This window comes from Chachezhania sediminis, from assembly GCF_009765275.1.
Lineage (GTDB): Bacteria > Pseudomonadota > Alphaproteobacteria > Rhodobacterales > Rhodobacteraceae > Chachezhania > Chachezhania sediminis.
The window spans coordinates 104,554-122,169 of sequence record NZ_VOPH01000003.1; the positions used below are offsets into that span (position 1 = coordinate 104,554).

Sequence of the window (17,616 nt, forward strand, 5' to 3'; positions counted from 1 at the left end):
GGAATTCCCGGTCTTAAATTCGCGGGGCCGAGAGGCTACCTGACCGGTGCCGCGACCCTGTTGCCGGCGCGAAGTGAAGGAGCCTCGCCGCATGACCGAAGACCAGCAGACCGAAAACGCCGTGGGCCTGATCTTCCAGCACGTCGCGCGGCTGCGCAATCGGCTTTACGACCGGGGCGTCGAAGGGCATGGCCTGACGTCGGCCCAGGTCTATGCGATCAATCACCTGTTCCGGCAGGACGGCCGGTCGCAGGTGGAACTGGCCGGGCTGCTGGGGATCGGGACGGTCGCGCTCAGCGGGCTGGTCGACCGGATGGAAGGCGCCGGCTGGGTCGCCCGCCAGCCCGATCCGAAGGACCGGCGGACCAAACGGATCTGGCTGACCGATGCCGCCCGCGCCAAGCGCCCCGCACTGGAGAAGGCGGCGAGGGCCGTCAACGACACCTCGCTGGCGGGGTTCAGCCCGGAGGAGGTCGAAACCCTGCTGGACATGCTGCGCCGTGTGCGGACCAACCTGACAGAGGCGCTCGATCCCCCGGCCGGGACGGGCTGACGGTCGCGCCGCACGATTGACTCGGCCTGGAAAACACGGCACCTCATGGGTTGTTGACTAAAACAATCGGAAAAGGGTTCCCATGCTGTCTTCCACCGGAACGTACGCGACGCCAAATGCGTCGAAATACCTGCAGCAGCTGTGCAAGCATTTCGCCCACAAGATCGAGGTCACCTATGACGTCAGGAAGGGCGAATGCGCGATGCCGCTGGGCCCGGCGACGATGACCGCGGACGAGGCGGTCTTTACCATCCATGTCACCGCCCCGGATGCGGACAGCCTGCCGCGGGCCAAGTCCGTCATGGACGAGCACCTGAAACGCTTTGCCTTTCGCGACGGGTTCGAGGCGATGACCTGGCAGGACGCGCCCGCCACCTGACCAGAAGGCCCGTTACCGGACCAGAAGGACGGACCGCTGGCAGGACCGCAGCATCTCGGTCGTGGTCGACCCGATGATCAGCGTGCGGATCCGCGAATGGCCATAGGCACCCATGACCAGCAGGTCATAGCCCGACAGGTCCACGAATTCGGCCAGGGCCGTATCCGGCTTGCCCGAGATCACCCCGGACGTCGCCGCCAGCCCGGCCGCATCCAGCGTCGCCTCGGCGTCGTCCAGTCCGCGGCGGGTCTCCTCGGTCGAGGTGCCGATGGTGACCACGTGGACATCCAGCCCCCGATAGAGCGGCGTCCGCGCGACATGCTCGACCGCCTTCCGGGACGAGACGCCGCCGTCATAGGCGATCAGCACCTTCTCGATGGGGCGGAACTTGCGGGCGACGGCCATGACGGGGCGCTTGCTGGCCCGCACGACGCGTTCCAGGTTCGATCCCAGATGCGCCTTGGCGAAATCTGCGGCCTCGCCCCGTTTGCCGATCACCACGAAATCGGCGTCCTGTTCGCGGTCCATGACCGTGTCGACCAGGTCGCCGTGGAAGAGGCGCGTGGTCACGTCGGTCACGCCCGCATCGGTCACGATCTTCTGCGCGTCTTCGAGGATGGCGCGGCCCTGCTGGCTGACCAGCTTGGCGCGTTGCGCGTCCAGCTCCGCCAGCTCGCCCAGAAGCTGCGACCGCGCGCCAAGGGCGAGGGAGCCGGAATAATCCTTCTTCTCTGCCCCTTCGCGCCGGCCCAGCACGTGGATCAGTTCCACCGCGCAACCGGTGCGCCCCGCGACCCAGGCCACGTGGTCGCAGACGCTTTGCGAATAGATCGACCCGTCGACCATGGCGATGATCTTGTCGGTCATGGCTCTGCCCTCCCTTAATGTGTGCCCAGCGTGTCGAGCGCACCGGGTTTATCGTGGATGGCCAGCTTGTCGACAAGCGTCTCGGACGCGCGGTTCATGCCGACGATTTCGACCTGCGCGCCCTCACGGCGGAACTTCAGGACCATCATGTCGATGGCCTGGACGGAAGAGATGTCCCAGATATGCGCCTCGGACACGTCCAGGATCACGTTCTCGGGCGCTTCGCGGAAGTCGAAGGCGTTCTGGAAATCCTCGACCGAGGCATAGAACAACTGACCTTCGACCTTGTAGGTCCGGGTCCGGCCGTCGCCGCTCAGATGCGAGGTCACACGGAACAGCTGGCTGATCTTGGCGGCGAAGAAGATCCCCGACAGGAGCACGCCGACCAGCACGCCGATGGCCAGGTTGTGGGTATAGACCACGGTCGCCACGGTCGCGATCATGACGATCGAGGACGACCGCGGATGCGTCTTCAGGTTCTTGATCGACGACCACGAAAACGTCCCGATGGACACCATGATCATGACCGCCACCAGCGACGGCATCGGCATGATCTTCACGAAGTCCTGCAGCGCCACGACAAGGATCAACAGGAAGACACCCGCCACGAAGGACGACAGCCGCCCCCGCCCGCCGGATTTCACGTTGATCATAGACTGGCCGATCATGGCACAGCCGGCCATGCCGCCGATGAAGGCGGTGGCGGTGTTGGCCAGACCTTGCCCGATGCACTCCTGATTGCGGTTCGACGTGGTGTCGGTCAGTTCGTCCACCAGGTTCTGGGTCATCAGGCTTTCCATCAGGCCCACGATGGCGATGGCGGCGGAATAGGGCAGGACGATCAGCAGCGTCTCGAAGGTCAGCGGCACGTCGGGGATCAGGAAATGGGGCCAGGTGGCCGGCAGCTCGCCCATGTCGCCCACGGTGCGGACATCGACCTTCAGGAACCAGACCAGCCCGGTCAGCACGACGATGTTGACAAGGGGCGACGGGATCGACCTGGTCACGCGCGGCAGAAGGTAGATGATCGCCAGGCCCAGGGCTACCAGCGGGAAGGTCATCCATGTGACCTTCGACGGGTCAAGTTCGGGCAACTGCGCCAGAAAGATCAGGATCGCCAGCGCGTTGACGAAGCCGGTCATCACCGATTTCGACACGAAGCGCATCAACTGCCCCAGTTTCAGCACGCCCATGCCGATCTGCAGCAGGCCCGCCAGCACGGTGGCGGCCAGCAGGTATTCCAGCCCGTGATCCTTGACCAGCGTGATCATCAGGACGGCCGTGGCGGCGGTGGCGGCCGAGATCATGCCGGGTCGCCCGCCCACGATGGCCGTGATCACGGCGATGGAGAAGCTGGCGTAAAGGCCGACCTTGGGATCGACACCGGCGATGATGGAAAAGGCGATGGCCTCGGGGATCAGCGCCAGGGCCACCACGATGCCGGACATGACGTCACCGCGGATGTTTCCCGTCCATTGGCGGCGATAGGCGTCGAATGTGATCATGGTCGCTCCGTCCGGTCTGTGTTCCTGGCGCAAGGCCCGGCCGGTCGCGTCCCGAAGGGGCCGGCGCCGGGGCCTTGGGGTCTGTCCGCTGATGTTTCAAGCCGCATAGACGCCGCAGTGCAGAATGCCAATGCGGTAATGCCCCGCGGGGGGACCGCAGGTCGGGGGCGTGCGCATCGCTGGGCGCGCGGGCGGCGCGTGGTTCCCGGCCGGTCATGTGAGAGGGGCCCGCGTACCCCGCGGGCGGGTCCGGCCCGCGGCCCCATGGGATCAGGCGTCGCCCGTACCGCCGCCGTAGGGCGCGTGGTCCCAACGCGCCATGACCGGCCTAAAGGTCGGACTTCCGGGCGACAAAGAAGCCGTAGCTGTACCAGGCGCCATAGCGTCGGTAGATCTCGATCTCCCGGCTTTCGGCCTCGATCATCCGGGCGGTGTCCGCGTCGCCCGGATGGGCCGTGCGCATCTCGGCAAAGCGCGCCTCGATGGGGTGATAGTAGTTCTCCATCCAGCAGGACGGATCCAGCGGGAAATAGCCCTGCAGGACATAGCCCTCGCGCTCCAGCGCGGCGATGCGGTCCGGCACGGTCCCGATCCCAGGATAGGCCGTGGCCCAGAGATGCTGAAGCTCCGCCGGCCGGTCGGGCGTCAGCCAGCACAGGTCCGACACCGCCAGGATACCGCCCGGCTTCAGGTACCGCCGCCAGCGGGCGATGCCTTCGTCGAAGCCAAGGTTGTAGATCGCGCCTTCCGACCAGATCGCGTCCAGCGATCCGTCGGCAAAGGGCGGGGCGGTCATCGATGCCTCGACGCCCGTGACCCGGTCCGCCAGCCGGGCGGCATCTGCGCGCTGAGCCAGGCGGTTCAGGAAATCCGGCTGCACGTCGATGGCCGTGACCTCTGCCCCCAGCTCCGCCGCCAGGACCAGCGCCGAGGCACCGGTCCCGCAGCCCAGGTCGGCGATCCGCAGCGCAGGCGAAGGCGCCAGCCCGGACAGGGCGATCGCCTGGCGCGTTGCCTGATCGCTTCCGGGGCCCTGCCGGTCGGCGGGGCCGTGAAGGTCGACCAGGAAACGCAGGCGATCCATGGACCTATTGCCCGCGGATCTGGGACAGGGTGCGATCGACCGTCAGGTTATCGGGATCCGTCAGCAAGTGCAGGATGGCGGGCTTACCCGAGGCCATGGCCCGTTCGAAGGCCGGCGCGAAATCCTCGGTCTTCTCGACCCGTTCGCCATGGCCGCCGAACGCCTTGGCATAGGCCGCGAAATCCGGGTTCTTCAGGTCGGTCGCCACGACGCGGGACGGGTATTCGCGTTCCTGGTGCATGCGGATCGTGCCGAACATGCCGTTGTCGCAGACCACGATGATCACCGGCAGGTCGTATTGCACGGCGGTCGCGAATTCCTGCCCGTGCATCAGGAAGCAGCCGTCGCCCGCAAAGGCCACTGCGCGGCGCGAGGGATCCAGCCGTGCCGCCCCGATGGCCGCGGGCACGCCGTATCCCATGCTGCCCGACGTCGGCGCCGCCTGCGTGTTGAAGGCCCGGAACTTGTAGAACCGGTGCACCCAGGTGGCATAGTTCCCGGCCCCGTTGGTGATGACCGAATCCCGTGGCAGCGCCTCGTTCAGGTAGGTCATGACCGCGCCCAGATCGACGCCCTGACCCCGCGGGGCAGGGGGCGTGGACCGTTTCACCAGCGCCTCGCGCAGGGGCTTCAGCAGGCTTTCCCGGTCCGGCCCCTTCACCGGGGCCTGCGCCAGGACCGAGGACAGGAATTCCGGCGCGGCACAGGCGATGCCCAGATCCGGCTGGTAGACGCGGCCCAGTTCCGACGGGTCGGGGTGGACGTGAATCAGCTTCTGTTTCGGCACGGGGATGTCGAAGAGCGTATAGCTTTGCGATGCGATTTCCGACAGGCGCGATCCCAGAAGCAGGATCGTGTCGGCGTTCTTCACATAGTCCGACAGCGCGGGCATCGGCCCGGTCGACAGGTCGCCCACATAGTTCGGGTGATCGTTGGGAAACAGCATCTGCCGCCGGAAGGACACGGCGACGGGCAGGGACAGCCGGTCCGACAGGGCCACCAGGTCGCGCACGGCCCCTTCGGTCCAGCGCGATCCGCCGGCGATGACCAGCGGGCGTTGCGCCGCGGCCAGCGCGTCCAGCACGGTGTCGACATCCGCCGCGGTCGGCGCCGGTCTGGGAACGGTATAGCGGCGGGCATCCGGCACGTCGGCCAGTTCGACCAGCATGTCCTCGGGCAAGCCGATCACCACCGGACCGGGGCGGCCCGAGGTCGCCACATGAAAGGCGCGCGAGATGATTTCCGGCATCCGCGCGGCCTCGTCGATTTCCACCGCCCACTTGGCCATGGTCCCGAAGACGGCGCGGTAATCCAGTTCCTGGAACGCCTCGCGGCCCCGCATCTCGCGCGCGATCTGGCCGACGAACAGGATCATCGGCGTGGAATCCTGCATCGCGATGTGGACCCCGGCTGACGCATTGGTCGCCCCCGGACCGCGGGTGACGAAACAGATCCCCGGCACGCCGGTCAGCTTGCCCTGTGCTTCGGCCATCATCGCGGCGCCGCCTTCCTGGCGGCAGACGGTCACGCCGATCTGGCTGTCGTGCAGCGCATCCAGCGCGGCCAGATAGCTTTCGCCGGGAACGCAGAACACCTGCTTGACGCCGTGGATGGCCAGTTGGTCCACCAGGATCTGTCCGCCTGTGCGGGCGCGGCTCTCGGTGTTTGCGGTCATGGTCTTGGTCTCGCTGTCACGAAGTTGGAACGGCCCCACTAGGCCCGCCCGCGCGTCCGGGTGCAAGCCCCTAGGCGGCCTGTCCTCCGGGTGCATCGAAAACAGGAGCCTTGCAGATCGACAGCCGACGTCCTTTGGGGGCGCGTCCACAAGAATGCGGCTCTTTCTGTCTGGTCACTCTCCGGTGATCCAGCGGCAGCGAGCCGTCAGGAAGTCGTGCAGTTTGTCGACCGAGAACACATTGCATTCGAAGCAGTTGTTGATGAAGCGTCCGGGGTATCCCTTGTCTTCCACCAGTTCGATGCCGTTGGTTTCAAGGAACAGCGTCATGGCAATGAACCCGGTCCGCTTGTTTCCGTCTTCTTATGCGTGCGCCATCGAAACTGCGTGCCAAAGAAGCGCAGCAAGGCGCAGCAGGTCACGCTCTCTTTCATAGAAGTAGTGGTTCTGGGGACGTTGAACCGCACCTTCGACCGCGCTTTGATTCAACTTTCCCTTCCGGTGCTTGGGATACCACGACAAGGCTTGCTCGTGGCAGAAGTCCACGCGTGAAGCATCCAGAGGGTACGTTTGTTCGCCATCTTCGTGCGCAACGAGGAACGTTGCGACAGAAGATCAAGCGTTTCTTTGAACCGCTCGCAATTCCGGATCACGACGGCCTTGGGGGCCCGACACACGGTCTTCTTCGGACGTGCAGCCGGCGCAAAGTTGCTGTTGGCCGGAAACCTGTCGAACTGCTGTTCGACGATCCGTCCACAGGTGCATGTTCTGCATTCCCTGTTTTCGCACGTCATGTGTAGATCCGTTGCGTCGTCGGTTTGCCGTTGTTGGCCCACCGCAATTACTATGGCGCAACTTCAGGGTCGCGCATCCTATGTGCGCACGCAACGACGGAGATTAAACGGCTGGACCGTGTCTTGGTTGCATCCGAGAGAATCTTAGGCTTGCAGTGTTCTGAGTATCAGGCAAGCCGAATTGGTACATGGCATGGAGGGTGTATACACGCTCACTCCGAAATGAACCGCCGCATCTGCTCGGCTTCCTGTCCCTGCATATGCGACCATGCGATCCGCATGTGGCTGGCCATGATGGCGCGGGCCTCGTCCGCGTCGTGGGCTCGCAGCGCAGCCAGCAACCGGGCGTGGTGGTCGCGGCCGGAGGACCAGAGCGTCAGGTTCGGCGGCGCGTAGAGTCGGCGATAGACCGTGATGTCCGACAGAAGGTCCGCCATGAAGTCGATGACGAAGCCCAGAAGCGGGTTCGCCGCCTGTTCCGCCAGAAGGGAATGGAACTTCAGCGACGCGATGTGGTGCAGGCGTTCCTCGTCCATCGTGGTGGGCGGTTCGGCATAGATCTGGGCGTGTTCCTCCAGCATGTCGACGACCGACGGGTCGATATGGGGCGCGACGGAGGCCGCCAGTTCCGGCTCCAGCGCCAGGCGCAGCTGGTAGATGTCGCCGATGGTCAGGTTCTTGAAGTAGAAGTAGTTCCCCAAAAGCGCCTTGGCCCGCTGGCGGCTGACCTCGTGGACGAAGCTACCGCCGCCGGGGCCGGTGCGGGTGCGGATCAGGCCTTGCGCTTCAAGGATGCGCATCGCCTCGCGGATGGTGCCCTTGGCCATGCCGAAGCGCGCCATCAGCGCGGCCTCGCCCGGCAGGCGGTCGCCCGCGCGCAGGCCCTGTTCCACCACCCAGTCCTTGATCTCTTCCGCCACGCGCTGGGGGCGGGACAGCCGTGCCTCGCTAGTCGTTCGGGTGGTGGCAGGCGGCACGCTGGTCTTCTCCCATGTCTCTCAGCTGCGGGATGTCGGTCCGGCAGATCTCTGTCGCCTTCGGGCAGCGGCCGGCAAAGGCGCAGCCCGGTGGCGGGTTCAGGGGATCGGGCAGTTCCGTCCCCTTCTGTTCGGGCGCCGTCAGCGGCCGCCCCACCACCGGCGCGGAATTGGCCAGAAGCCGGGTATACGGGTGGCGCGGGTGCGCAAAGATACTGTCCGCCCGGCCGATTTCAACGACCGATCCGAAATAGAGCACCATGACGCGGTCCGATACCGCCTCGACCACCGCCAGATCGTGCGAAATGAAGAGGTAGGTCAGCCCCAGCCGCGCCTTCAGACCGGCAAGCAGGTTCAGGACCTGCGCCTGCACGGACACGTCCAGCGCCGAGACAGGTTCGTCCAGAACGATGATCCGCGGGTCCGCCGCCAGCGCCCGGGCGATGCCGATCCGCTGGGCCTGCCCGCCGGAAAACTCGTGCGGATAGCGGTCGAGGAAGCTTTCCCGCAGGGACACGGTGGCAAAGATTTCGCGGATCCTTGCATCCCGCTGGTCGGCGGGCAGATGGTGAAGGTGCTTCAACGGCGCCTCCATCACCTGCCGGATCGTCTTGCGGGGGTTCAGGGAACTGTTGGGGTCCTGAAAGACATACTGGATCAGCTTGCCGAATTCGGTTGGATCGCCCTTGCCGGGCGCCTGGCCGTCGATGACGATCTCGCCTTCCGAGGGCGGCAGCAGCCCCACCAGCATCCGCGCCAGCGTGGACTTGCCACAGCCGCTTTCGCCGACGATGCCCAGCGTTTCGCCCTGTTCGACGGTGAAGGACATGGGCCGGACCGCCCGTACGCCCGGGGCCGCCTTGCCGAACAGGGGGCGGGACCGGGGGAAGGTCTTCGACAGGTTCTCGACAGTGAGGGCCGGCATCAGACGTTCTCCTCGGGATAGAGGCAGCGGACGGCGCGGGGGGGCGTGCCGATCAGCGGCACGTCGCCTTCGCAGCAGGACGCACTGGCCTTGTCGCAGCGGGGCGCGAAGGCGCAGCCCGGGGGCAGGTCGTCCACCGCCGGCGGCAGGCCGGGGATGGCGGCCAGTTCGCGGCGGCCATGGCCCAGTTCGGGGACGCAGGCGATCAGGCGCTTGGCATAGGGATGCGCGGGGGCGTCGAGGATGGCCTGCGTCGGCCCGGTTTCGACGATGCGCCCGGCATACATGACGGCGACCCGGTCGCAAAGCTGCGCCACGACGCCGAAATCGTGGGTGATGAAGACGATGGCCAGCCCCTTTTCCCGCCGCAGGTCGTTCAACAGCGCCAGGATCTGGGCCTGTACGGTGACGTCCAGCGCGGTGGTCGGTTCGTCGGCGATGATCACGTCCGGTTCATTGGCCAGCGCCATGGCGATGCCGACCCGCTGGCGCATGCCGCCCGACATCTCGTGCGGGTAATTGTCCACCCGGCTTTCGGCGTTGGGGATGCGGACGTCCTTCAGCAGGGTGATGGCCCGTTTCCGCAATTCGTCCTTGGGGACCTTGTGGTGCACCCGGATCGCCTCGGCCAGCTGGTCGCCGATACGATACAGCGGGTGCAAGGTGGAAAGCGGGTCCTGGAAGATATAGGCCACCTTGTCACCGCGGATCTGGCGCAACTCCTCGTAGGATGCGCCGATCATGTCAGCCTCCCGGAACCGCACCGCACCCCCGGTGATCACCCCGGGGGGCGAGGCGACAAGACGCGTGATCGACAGCGCGGTCACGGACTTGCCCGATCCGCTTTCACCGATGATGCCCAGGCATTCGCCGGGCCGCACGGCCAGGTCGACGCCGCCGACCGCGCGGAAGATCCGGGATCCGGCATGGAACTGGGTGTGCAGGTCCTGCACCGCCAGCAGGTCGTCGGTCGCGGCGGGGATCGGGCCCTCGCGCCCGACCGTCGTGACGGGCAGGGGGCGGGACAGGGCGCCGGATTTAAGCCGCGGGTCCAGCGCATCGCGGACGCCATCGCCCAGGAGGTTGATGGACATCACGATCAGGAAGATCATCACCCCCGGCACGACCGAGGTGAAGGGATGCGTGATCAGCGCCGCCCGTGCCTCGCCCAGCATGGACCCCAGGTCGGCCTGCGGCGGCTGCGAGCCCAGCCCCAGAAAGGACAGGCCGGCGGTTTCAAGGATCATCCAGCCGATGGTCGTGGACATGGCGATGACGATGACGGGCAGGACGTTCGGCACGATCTCCGTCAGGATGATGCGGGTGTGGCCCATCCCGGCCAGCCGTGCGGCGTCGACGAATTCGCGCCCCGCCAGCGTGACGACGATCCCGCGGATGTTGCGGGCAAAGAAGGGCACGTTCACGGCCGCCACCGCGATCAGCGCATTCAGCAGGCCGGGGCCAAGCGCCGCGACGATGGCCAGCGCCAGCAGGATGTAGGGAAAGGCCATGACCATGTCGACGGCGCGCATGATCAGGTTGTCGGTGCGCCCGCCGAAATAGCCGGCGATCACGCCGATGGTCGACCCGATCAAGGCCGCAGCAAAGGCCGAAGCCAGGCCCACCAGCAGCGAAAGCTGGGTGCCCCACAGAAGGCGGCTCAGCTGGTCGCGGCCCAGGTGATCGGTGCCCAGGATGTGCCCGTCCTGAAGCGCGCCCTTGAACCGGGCGCCAAGGTCGGTGGCATAGGGGTCCTGCAGGGGCAGCACCGGCGTCAGGATGACCAGAGCCAGGATCAGGCCCATCACGACGGCGCCAATCCCCGCCAGGCGGTTGCGGAACAGAAGCTTCAGGAAACGGGTCATGTCTTGATCCTCGGGTCCAGAAGGCTTTGGGCGACGTCGACGGCGATGTTGAACAGGACATAGCAGGCGGCGACGAAGACCACGCCGCCCTGCACCAGCAGAAGGTCGCGCTTCAGGATCGCGTCGACCAGCATCCGGCCGATGCCGGGCCACTGGAACACGATCTCGATATAGACGGCGCCCGACAGGACGAAGCCGGCCTGAAGGCCCAGGACGGGGATGATCGACACCATCGCGGCGCGCAGCGCATGGCCCATGATCACCCTCCGTTCCGGCACGCCCTTGGCCCGTGCGGTGCGGATGTAATCCTGGCGCAGGACCTCCAGCATCGCGGCGCGGCTCAGCCGGGCGACGACGCCGGTGGCGACGGCGGCCAGCGCGGTCGCGGGCATGATCAGGTGCCAGATCAGGTCGGGCAGGTCGCCCCCGCCATAGATCGCGTACATCCCCGACACCGGCAGCCAGCGCAGATCGACGGCGAACAGCAGGATCATCATCATGCCCAGGAAGAAGGACGGGATGGAAATCCCGATCAGCACGACGAAGGTGATGGCCTTGTCGGCGGCGCCGTATTGCCGCGCGGCCGACACGGTGCCGGCCAGGATGCCCAGGACCGCGCACAGCACGAAGGACGTGCCGGCCAGGATCAGCGTGGCATGGAACCGTTCCAGCACCTCGTCGATGACCGGACGGTTCAACGAAAAGGACCGCCCGAAATCGCCCGTCAGCATGTTGCCCAGCCAGATGAAGTATCGCGTGACCATGGGCTTATCCAAACCCAGGTCGCGGTTCAGCTTCTCGACATTGTCCGGCGTGGCATAGGAGCCCAGGATCGCCGTGGCCGGGTCGCCCGGGATCAGCGACATGATCAGGAAGACGATCACGGTGATGCCCAGAAGGACCGGAAGGGCCGAGACGAGACGTTTCAGGATGTAGCTGCCCATGGCCTTCCGCCTTTCGCGTTGGGGGCTGTCGCGCGACATGCGCGGGGTCGGCTGTGCGTTATACGCACATGTCTTAACGTGGGTCATATGCGCGGGGCCGGCCATCGGGGATGGGGATATGGCCGGCCCCGGCTCTTCCCGGAGGGAGGGCGTCAGTTCTTGGTGACGTCCTTCAACTCCAGCAGGAACGAAGGCTGCAGTTCGAAGTTCTCGACCCGGTCGGTGGCCACGGCGTTCTGTTTCCAGTTCGCGACGAAGACCCAGGGCGCGTCGTCCTGCACGATGGTCTGCATCTGCTGGTAAAGCTTCGCCCGCTTGGCCTGGTCGGTTTCGGTTCGCGCCGCATCCAGCAGCTTGTCGACCTCGGGGTTGGAATAATAGCCCGAGTTGAAGCCGCCCTTGTCGGGCCAGGCTTCCGTCCGCAGCGCGAGGTAGGGCAGGGTGTCCGGGTCATTGGTCATCCACGCCATTTCCGCCATGTCGGCCTTGCCCGACAGGCCGGGGTTCACCTCTCCCAGGAAGGTGTTCCATTCATAGGTCTGGATTTCCACGTCAAAGCCCACGGCCTCCAGATCCGCCTGGATCGCGGTGCCCATCGGGATCGGGTCCAGCATGCCCGACCCGCCTTCGGTCACGAAGAAGGTCAGCTTGGCGCCTTCCGCCCCCGCTTCCTTCAGCAGCGCCCGGGCCTTTTCGGGGTCGTAGGGATAGGGCTCCAGGCTGTCGTTATAGGCCCAGCCGAAGGCGGGCGGCGTCGGGCCCGCCGCGACCGTGGCCGTGCCTTCCAGCACGTCGTTCACAATGGCGGACTTGTTGATCGCATAGTTCGCTGCCTGCCGGACCTTCTTGTCGGCAAAGGGGCCGTCCTTGGCGTTCAGGATCAGGAACCAGACATGGGGGCCGGCTTCCTCGAAGATCTGGTAGGCGTCGGTCCGGAACTCGCCGATCGAGGTCGGGGGAACTTCGACCATCATGTCGATGCCGCCGGCCAGCATTTCCGCCACCCGGGTGTTCGCATCGGTGATCGGGCGGAACACCACGGCCTGAAGGCCCGCCTTGTCGCCCCAGTAATCCTCGTACTTGTCGATGACGACCCGTTCGTTCGATTTCCATTCGACGAACTTGAAGGGCCCGGTGCCGACGGGTGCGCGGCCGAAATCCTTGCCGTCCTTCTTCACCGCCTCGGGCGAGACGATCAGCCCGGTCGGATAGGCGAGGTTCGACAGAAAGGGCGCGTAGGGCGCCGACAGGGTGAACTTGACCGTCATGTCGTCGACGACCTCGGTCTTGTCGACCGAGCCGAAGAAGAAGGCCAGGGGGAAGGGGCCGGTATCGTGATAGGGATGCGCTTCGTCCAGCATCCGGTCGAAGTTGAATTTCACCGCCTCGGCGTTCAGGGGCGTGCCGTCGTGGAAGGTCACGCCGGGGCGCAGCTTGAAGGTGTATTCGGTGCCGTCGTCGCTGATGGTCCAGCTTTCGGCAAGGGCCGGTTCGACCTCCAGCGTGCCGGACTTGTAGCGGGTGAGCCCCTCGTACAGGTTCACCAGGATCCGGAAGTCGTTCACGGCGGTGTCGGCGGCGGGGTCCAGTGATTTCGGCTCGGCGATCTGGCCCACGATCAGGACGCCGGGGGGCGTCTGGGCCTGTGCGCCGGGGGCCAGCACCGGCAGAGTCAGGGCTGCCGTGGCGGCCATCAGAAGACCGCGGCGGGTCCAGTTCAGGAATGGCATGTCAGAGTCTCCCGTTTTTTTCCGCCTTGCGCGGTTGTCTTTCCCCACTGTGGGAATTTATCGTGATAAATGACAGTGCAAATTTATCGTGATAAATGGAAGATACAATTTTTCATGATAAATGCCGAAATTCTGAGCGGAGCAGGGCCATGACATTCTCGATTCTTGTGCGTGACGAGGAGACGGGCGCCCTGGGCGGGGCGGCCGCGACCGGGTCGCTGTGCGTCGGCGGCTGGGTGCTGCGCGGACATCTGAAGGCGGGTCTGTCCGCCAGCCAGGGGGCTGCGCCCTCGACCTTCTGGGGCGAGGACGTGCTGGACGCGATGCGGGCCGGCCGGAACGCGGCCGAGGCGGTGGAGGCGGTAACCGACCCGGACACGGGCCGGGCCGACCGGCAGCTGGCGGCCCTGGACCTGTCGGGCGGCGTGGCGTCCCACACGGGCGAGGGCAATACCGACTGGAAGGGGGCGAAGGTTTTCGATGGCGGAATCGCCACGGGCAACCTGTTGACGGGGCCCGAGGTGCTGGAGGCGCTGGCGGGCCCGGTCGTCATCGGCGACGGGCCGTTGACCTTGCGCCTGCTGACGGCGCTGCGCGCGGCCGAGGCCGCAGGCGGCGACAGCCGGGGGCTTCTGTCCGCGGCGCTGCTGGTCCTGCACCCGGACCGGCCGCCCCTGACCTTGCGGGTGGATTACCACGAAACCGACCCGGTCGGCGCGCTGGAGGCGCTGCACCACCAGGCGACGACGGGGGAATATGCCGTGTGGAACCGGCAGGTGCCGGTCGCCTCTGACCCGTTCAGGATGCTGGACAAGTAGGGGAAGGGGCAGGCGGCCCGTGGCTTGTCCTTCCCGATACCTGCGAGAGCGGGATGTTCAAAGAAAGGGCAAGAAGGCGAGCAGAGGGCCCACGAGGGTGTCCCGAAGCGGCCGCCGCCCCTTTTGGCAATGGGGGGCCTGCCGCGCGCTACCCGGCCGGTGGCCGGATAGGGCTGGTTTCCGACGTCGACCGGATCAGAACCCTTTGGTGGCGTCGATCACCTGGAAGGTGGTTTCCAGCGGCTGTTTGCTAGGGACGGTCAGACCGTCCAGCGCTGCCTTGATGTCGACCTTGGTGGCCGCCTGTGCCTCGTAGGTCTTGAAGTAGTAGACCCGGTTCTTCGTGTCCGCGACCGAAGTCCATTCCGTGTATTCAAGGACGGGTTGGCCGGTTTCGGGGTTCTCGACCACCGATCCGCGGGGGATGTCGAAGTTGTTCAGGATGTGGAAGGCGCGGAAGACGCCTTCGTCGCCGTCCTTCATCGGCTGGGCGGTATTGGCGAAGGCCACCGCGCGCACGAAGCGGGCAGGCGAGGACCCGTTGCCCGGCAGCCCTTCAAGCCCGGTGCCCTGGCCGAAGGGTTCCAGCTTTTGCCGGCCCACGGTGACGGCGGGCAGGTTCAGGTCGGTCAGGCCGATATAGTTCCGCAGGTTCGTCAGGTGCCAGTCATAGGTCGGGTTGTTGGCAATGACGTTCACAGTGTTGTCATAGATGGTCAGGCCGCTGGTCGTCTGTTCGATCACGATGGCATCGCCCGAGGCATCGACCACCGAATAGTGCAGGGGCGCCACGCTGCCGAGCTGCTGGATCGGCGTGCCGACCAGGTTGACCGTGTGGATCGCTTCGCGCACTTCGGCCACGGTGGCGAAGTTGCCCAGGATCCAGTTGCCGACTTCCTCGCTGGACAGTGCGGTGGGCTGGGTTTCGTCCGTGACCTCCGGGAAGACGGCGGGACCGGCAAAGAAGAAGGCGCCGAAATGCAGGCCTTCGCTGTTCATCGCGTCGATGGCGATGGGTGCGTTCAGGCCGTTCATGCCGACGAAGCCGTATTTCGTGGTGTAGGAGAAACCGGTCTTGTCGGGGTTCATGACCAGGGTTTCGATCTTGGTTCCCGCGGGCACCGCCAAGAGTTCGGATTCCAGGTCCAGGCCGAATTCCATGGTGCGGCCGAAGATCGTGTCGCCGTTGTCGGCGTGAAGCACGATCCCGGTGCAGGCCAGGGCCGATTGTGCCGACAGCGCAAGGGCGGCCACGCCGGCCGCCAGGCGGCGGAGGGTGCGGGTAGCTGGCATGAAGAAAGTCCTTTCTGGTCAGTTCGGGCGGTATGCCCAATGTGGGGCCCTGTGTGTCTCCGGCCCGTGCATCCTGCCGTCCCCTGCGGCGGCCGGCGACCCCGTCCGGGGGCGGTCCTCTCCTCTGCTTGCTGACCTCGTGGCTGGCGGGGAGGGGGATCGGCAGATGTCAGGCGGCGTCGAACCCGGCGATCATGGCGCGCAGGCCCAAGGCCACGCCTGCGAAGATGCCGGCAAGGCTAAGTGGCGCGCCATAGGACAAAATCGACATTGCCGTGATGCCCTGACCGACGGAGCAGCCCATCGCCAGGACGGCGCCGCCGCCCATCAGGCCCGCGCCGAAGATCTGGCGCTTCAGCTCCCGGGGATCCTCGCAGGCTTCCCAGCGGAAATGCCCCTTGCAGAGCGATCCGATGAAGGCCCCGGTCCAGACGCCGGCCACGGCCCCCACCGCAAAGCCGAGCGGCGTGCCCGAGGCGGTCATGGCGTAAAGGATCGTGTCTCCCAGCGGGGCGGCGAAGGTATAGCTTTGCACCGCCACGCCCCCGAAGCCGTCGTCGTAGAGCCAGGCGCTGCCGGCCCAGCCCATGGCCACGGCCAGGCCCACGACTGTGCCCCAGCCCAGCATCCGGGGCTGCGCGAGAAAGCTTTTCCGCCCGGCCGACAGGGCCAGCACGGCGATCCCGGCCAGGATGCCGGGGACCGCGACGGGCACGCCGAAGCTGCGCGACAGAAGATGGGCATAGCCGGTGGGTTCGCCGGTCTGGATCAGGTCGGGGGGCAGCAGCCAGATCCGCAGGCCCGCCAGCGGGCCCGACATCACCACATAGGCGCTGATCCCCATCACCAGCACGATCACGAAGGCCCGAAGGTCGCCGCCGCCCAGCCGGGCCAGCGCGCCGAAGCCGCAATTGCCCGCCAGCGCCATGCCGACGCCGAACATCAGCCCGCCCAGCGCATGGGCGACAGGGTTCCAGCCGGTGGCGAGGTAGGGCGTGGTTTCGGCCGGGACCAGCCCGCCCGCGATCATGGCGAAGACGGCGATCATCGCCGTGCCGATCGCCACGCCCCACATCCGCAGGCGGTGATCGGTGTTGCCGTAAAGAAAATCCTCGACCGCGCCCAGCGTGCAGAACCGTCCCAGCCGGGCGGCCAGCCCCAGCAGCAGGCCGCCGCCCGCGCCGATCAGGGCGGCAATCGCGCCCTCCGCGAGTGGAATGTCCATCGCGCCTCCTCCCCTTCCCGGGGCGGTCCGGCGGTTGTTCTTGGGCCGGTCCCGCCTGCAGGTTTTGCCGTCAGGCCCGGTATCGGGCCCGGACTCAGGCCTTGTCGTCGTCCGTCTTGCAGAACAGATCGTAGACAACCTGCAGGATCTGCTTCGGCCGGTCATCCGTCAAGCTGTAGTAGATCGTCTTGCCGTCGCGGCGGGGCGTGACCAGACCTTCCAGACGCAGGCGCGACAGCTGCTGCGACACCGCCGCCTGGCGGGCGGACAGCAGCTGTTCCAGTTCGGTCACTGACTTTTCGCCAGACACCAGGTGGCACAGGATCATCAACCGGCTTTCATGACTGATCGCCTTCAGGAATTCCGAGGCCGACTTGGCGTTCGCCACCATGCGGTCCATTTCCTCGTCCGTGATGTCTTCGTTCAGTACCGGTAGAGCGGTCATGTCGTCCTGTTCCCAATCCGTGCCGTCACTTCAGAACGCGATCTGGTCCTCGACGGCGGCGATCCCGGCAGCGGCGCATTCATCGTCCAGTTCGGGGGAGGGCGCGCCGGAAACGCCGATCCCACCCAATATCGTTCCCGCGCCTTCGATGACAAGTCCGCCGCCCAGCGGAAGCGCCTCGGAAAGTTGCCTTATCCCTTGCGAAATCGTGCCCGGTGCCGTCGCTTCGTGCAATTCGGATGTGCTTGACCGAAAACTGACCGCCGTCCACGCCTTCCGGCGCGAGGTTTCGTAGACATGAAGCCCGGCATAGCGGTCGCGGACGAAGACCTGGGGCCCGCCGAAACGGTCGACCACGGTGACGCCGACCTGATAGCCGCCGGCGCGACAGGCCTCCATCGCGGCCTGGGCTGCCTGAAGCGCCACCTCGGGCTTCAGGACCTTGAATTCGACAAAGGCGTCGTCCTCGCCGGCCAGGGCCGGTGTGGCGGCGGCCAGAGCGGTCGCCAGGATGATGGGTGTGAAGCGGTGCATGGA

General features: G+C 66.2%; 17 protein-coding genes. 3 read left to right on the forward strand and 14 right to left on the reverse strand.

The genetic code is table 11. The features are described 5' to 3' along the window. Positions 1-91 precede the first annotated feature (91 nt). Together FQK05_RS09950 and FQK05_RS09955 are read left to right on the forward strand one after the other, a co-directional pair. On the forward strand, positions 92-553 hold the full coding sequence (locus tag FQK05_RS09950; protein WP_158966293.1) for a MarR family winged helix-turn-helix transcriptional regulator: 462 nt from the start codon (positions 92-94) through the stop codon (positions 551-553). A gap of 82 nt (positions 554-635) precedes the next feature. Then, entirely contained in the window at positions 636-932 is a 297-nt protein-coding gene (locus FQK05_RS09955) for a DUF2218 domain-containing protein (RefSeq protein ID WP_158966295.1), read from the forward strand. A 12-nt stretch (positions 933-944) separates the two neighbouring features. Here the strand turns inward: FQK05_RS09955 and FQK05_RS09960 are convergent, their stop codons facing one another. The 10 genes from FQK05_RS09960 to FQK05_RS10005 all read right to left on the reverse strand — a co-directional run bounded on the left by FQK05_RS09960 (position 945) and on the right by FQK05_RS10005 (position 13,298). Next, on the reverse strand, positions 945-1,799 hold the full coding sequence (locus FQK05_RS09960; RefSeq protein WP_158966297.1) for a universal stress protein: 855 nt from the start codon (positions 1,797-1,799) through the stop codon (positions 945-947). A 14-nt stretch (positions 1,800-1,813) separates the two neighbouring features. Then, positions 1,814-3,304 (reverse strand): SulP family inorganic anion transporter, encoded by a 1,491-nt coding sequence (locus tag FQK05_RS09965; protein WP_158966299.1) that lies wholly within the window; start codon positions 3,302-3,304, stop codon positions 1,814-1,816. A gap of 328 nt (positions 3,305-3,632) precedes the next feature. Beyond that, the gene (locus FQK05_RS09970) at positions 3,633-4,388 is read right to left on the reverse strand and encodes a class I SAM-dependent methyltransferase (protein WP_158966301.1); all 756 of its coding nucleotides are present in this window, start codon (positions 4,386-4,388) and stop codon (positions 3,633-3,635) included. A 4-nt stretch (positions 4,389-4,392) separates the two neighbouring features. Next, the gene (locus tag FQK05_RS09975) at positions 4,393-6,063 is read right to left on the reverse strand and encodes a thiamine pyrophosphate-binding protein (RefSeq protein ID WP_158966303.1); all 1,671 of its coding nucleotides are present in this window, start codon (positions 6,061-6,063) and stop codon (positions 4,393-4,395) included. 174 nt (positions 6,064-6,237) lie between these two features. Then, positions 6,238-6,393, reverse strand: coding sequence for a hypothetical protein (locus FQK05_RS09980; protein ID WP_158966305.1), 156 nt, complete (start codon positions 6,391-6,393; stop codon positions 6,238-6,240). Positions 6,394-7,069: 676 nt separating this feature from the next. Further along, a complete protein-coding gene (locus tag FQK05_RS09985) occupies positions 7,070-7,834 on the reverse strand; it encodes a FadR/GntR family transcriptional regulator (protein WP_158966307.1) in 765 nt (254 codons plus the stop codon). Continuing rightward, positions 7,806-8,762 (reverse strand): ABC transporter ATP-binding protein, encoded by a 957-nt coding sequence (locus tag FQK05_RS09990; RefSeq protein WP_158967582.1) that lies wholly within the window; start codon positions 8,760-8,762, stop codon positions 7,806-7,808. Before FQK05_RS09990 ends, FQK05_RS09985 begins: the two co-directional genes overlap by 29 nt. Then, positions 8,759-10,624, reverse strand: a complete 1,866-nt coding sequence (locus tag FQK05_RS09995; protein ID WP_158966309.1) for a dipeptide/oligopeptide/nickel ABC transporter permease/ATP-binding protein — start codon at positions 10,622-10,624, stop codon at positions 8,759-8,761. Before FQK05_RS09995 ends, FQK05_RS09990 begins: the two co-directional genes overlap by 4 nt. After that, positions 10,621-11,568, reverse strand: a complete 948-nt coding sequence (locus FQK05_RS10000; protein WP_158966311.1) for an ABC transporter permease — start codon at positions 11,566-11,568, stop codon at positions 10,621-10,623. Before FQK05_RS10000 ends, FQK05_RS09995 begins: the two co-directional genes overlap by 4 nt. Positions 11,569-11,720: 152 nt before the next feature. Beyond that, positions 11,721-13,298, reverse strand: coding sequence for an ABC transporter substrate-binding protein (locus FQK05_RS10005; RefSeq protein WP_158966313.1), 1,578 nt, complete (start codon positions 13,296-13,298; stop codon positions 11,721-11,723). A 149-nt stretch (positions 13,299-13,447) separates the two neighbouring features. Between FQK05_RS10005 and FQK05_RS10010 the strand changes: the two genes are divergently transcribed. Beyond that, the gene (locus tag FQK05_RS10010; RefSeq protein WP_158966315.1) at positions 13,448-14,116 is read left to right on the forward strand and encodes a DUF1028 domain-containing protein; all 669 of its coding nucleotides are present in this window, start codon (positions 13,448-13,450) and stop codon (positions 14,114-14,116) included. Positions 14,117-14,311: 195 nt separating this feature from the next. Here the strand turns inward: FQK05_RS10010 and FQK05_RS10015 are convergent, their stop codons facing one another. The 4 genes from FQK05_RS10015 to FQK05_RS10030 form a co-directional block, all read right to left on the reverse strand. Then, on the reverse strand, positions 14,312-15,409 hold the full coding sequence (locus tag FQK05_RS10015) for a linear amide C-N hydrolase (RefSeq protein ID WP_158966317.1): 1,098 nt from the start codon (positions 15,407-15,409) through the stop codon (positions 14,312-14,314). A gap of 169 nt (positions 15,410-15,578) precedes the next feature. Further along, the gene (locus FQK05_RS10020; RefSeq protein ID WP_158966319.1) at positions 15,579-16,634 is read right to left on the reverse strand and encodes a YeeE/YedE family protein; all 1,056 of its coding nucleotides are present in this window, start codon (positions 16,632-16,634) and stop codon (positions 15,579-15,581) included. Between the two features lie 94 nt (positions 16,635-16,728). Continuing rightward, a complete protein-coding gene (locus tag FQK05_RS10025; RefSeq protein ID WP_158966321.1) occupies positions 16,729-17,079 on the reverse strand; it encodes an ArsR/SmtB family transcription factor in 351 nt (116 codons plus the stop codon). A 30-nt stretch (positions 17,080-17,109) separates the two neighbouring features. Continuing rightward, complete coding sequence (locus FQK05_RS10030) at positions 17,110-17,613, reverse strand: GlcG/HbpS family heme-binding protein (protein WP_199252630.1); 504 nt, start codon at positions 17,611-17,613, stop codon at positions 17,110-17,112. Positions 17,614-17,616 lie beyond the last annotated feature (3 nt).

Excerpts from the sequence above, each read along its gene's own strand:
- FQK05_RS10015 (WP_158966317.1), bottom strand. The coding sequence starts at position 15,409 with ATGCCAGCTACCCGCACCCTCCGCCGCCTGGCGGCCGGCGTGGCCGCC.
- FQK05_RS10030 (WP_199252630.1), bottom strand. The coding sequence starts at position 17,613 with ATGCACCGCTTCACACCCATCATCCTGGCGACCGCTCTGGCCGCCGCC.
- FQK05_RS10020 (WP_158966319.1), bottom strand. The coding sequence starts at position 16,634 with ATGGACATTCCACTCGCGGAGGGCGCGATTGCCGCCCTGATCGGCGCG.
- FQK05_RS10025 (WP_158966321.1), bottom strand. The coding sequence starts at position 17,079 with ATGACCGCTCTACCGGTACTGAACGAAGACATCACGGACGAGGAAATG.
- FQK05_RS10010 (WP_158966315.1), top strand. The coding sequence starts at position 13,448 with ATGACATTCTCGATTCTTGTGCGTGACGAGGAGACGGGCGCCCTGGGC.
- FQK05_RS09965 (WP_158966299.1), bottom strand. The coding sequence starts at position 3,304 with ATGATCACATTCGACGCCTATCGCCGCCAATGGACGGGAAACATCCGC.
- FQK05_RS10005 (WP_158966313.1), bottom strand. The coding sequence starts at position 13,298 with ATGCCATTCCTGAACTGGACCCGCCGCGGTCTTCTGATGGCCGCCACG.
- FQK05_RS09950 (WP_158966293.1), top strand. The coding sequence starts at position 92 with ATGACCGAAGACCAGCAGACCGAAAACGCCGTGGGCCTGATCTTCCAG.
- FQK05_RS09960 (WP_158966297.1), bottom strand. The coding sequence starts at position 1,799 with ATGACCGACAAGATCATCGCCATGGTCGACGGGTCGATCTATTCGCAA.
- FQK05_RS09955 (WP_158966295.1), top strand. The coding sequence starts at position 636 with ATGCTGTCTTCCACCGGAACGTACGCGACGCCAAATGCGTCGAAATAC.
- FQK05_RS09995 (WP_158966309.1), bottom strand. The coding sequence starts at position 10,624 with ATGACCCGTTTCCTGAAGCTTCTGTTCCGCAACCGCCTGGCGGGGATT.
- FQK05_RS09980 (WP_158966305.1), bottom strand. The coding sequence starts at position 6,393 with ATGACGCTGTTCCTTGAAACCAACGGCATCGAACTGGTGGAAGACAAG.
- FQK05_RS09970 (WP_158966301.1), bottom strand. The coding sequence starts at position 4,388 with ATGGATCGCCTGCGTTTCCTGGTCGACCTTCACGGCCCCGCCGACCGG.
- FQK05_RS09975 (WP_158966303.1), bottom strand. The coding sequence starts at position 6,063 with ATGACCGCAAACACCGAGAGCCGCGCCCGCACAGGCGGACAGATCCTG.
- FQK05_RS10000 (WP_158966311.1), bottom strand. The coding sequence starts at position 11,568 with ATGGGCAGCTACATCCTGAAACGTCTCGTCTCGGCCCTTCCGGTCCTT.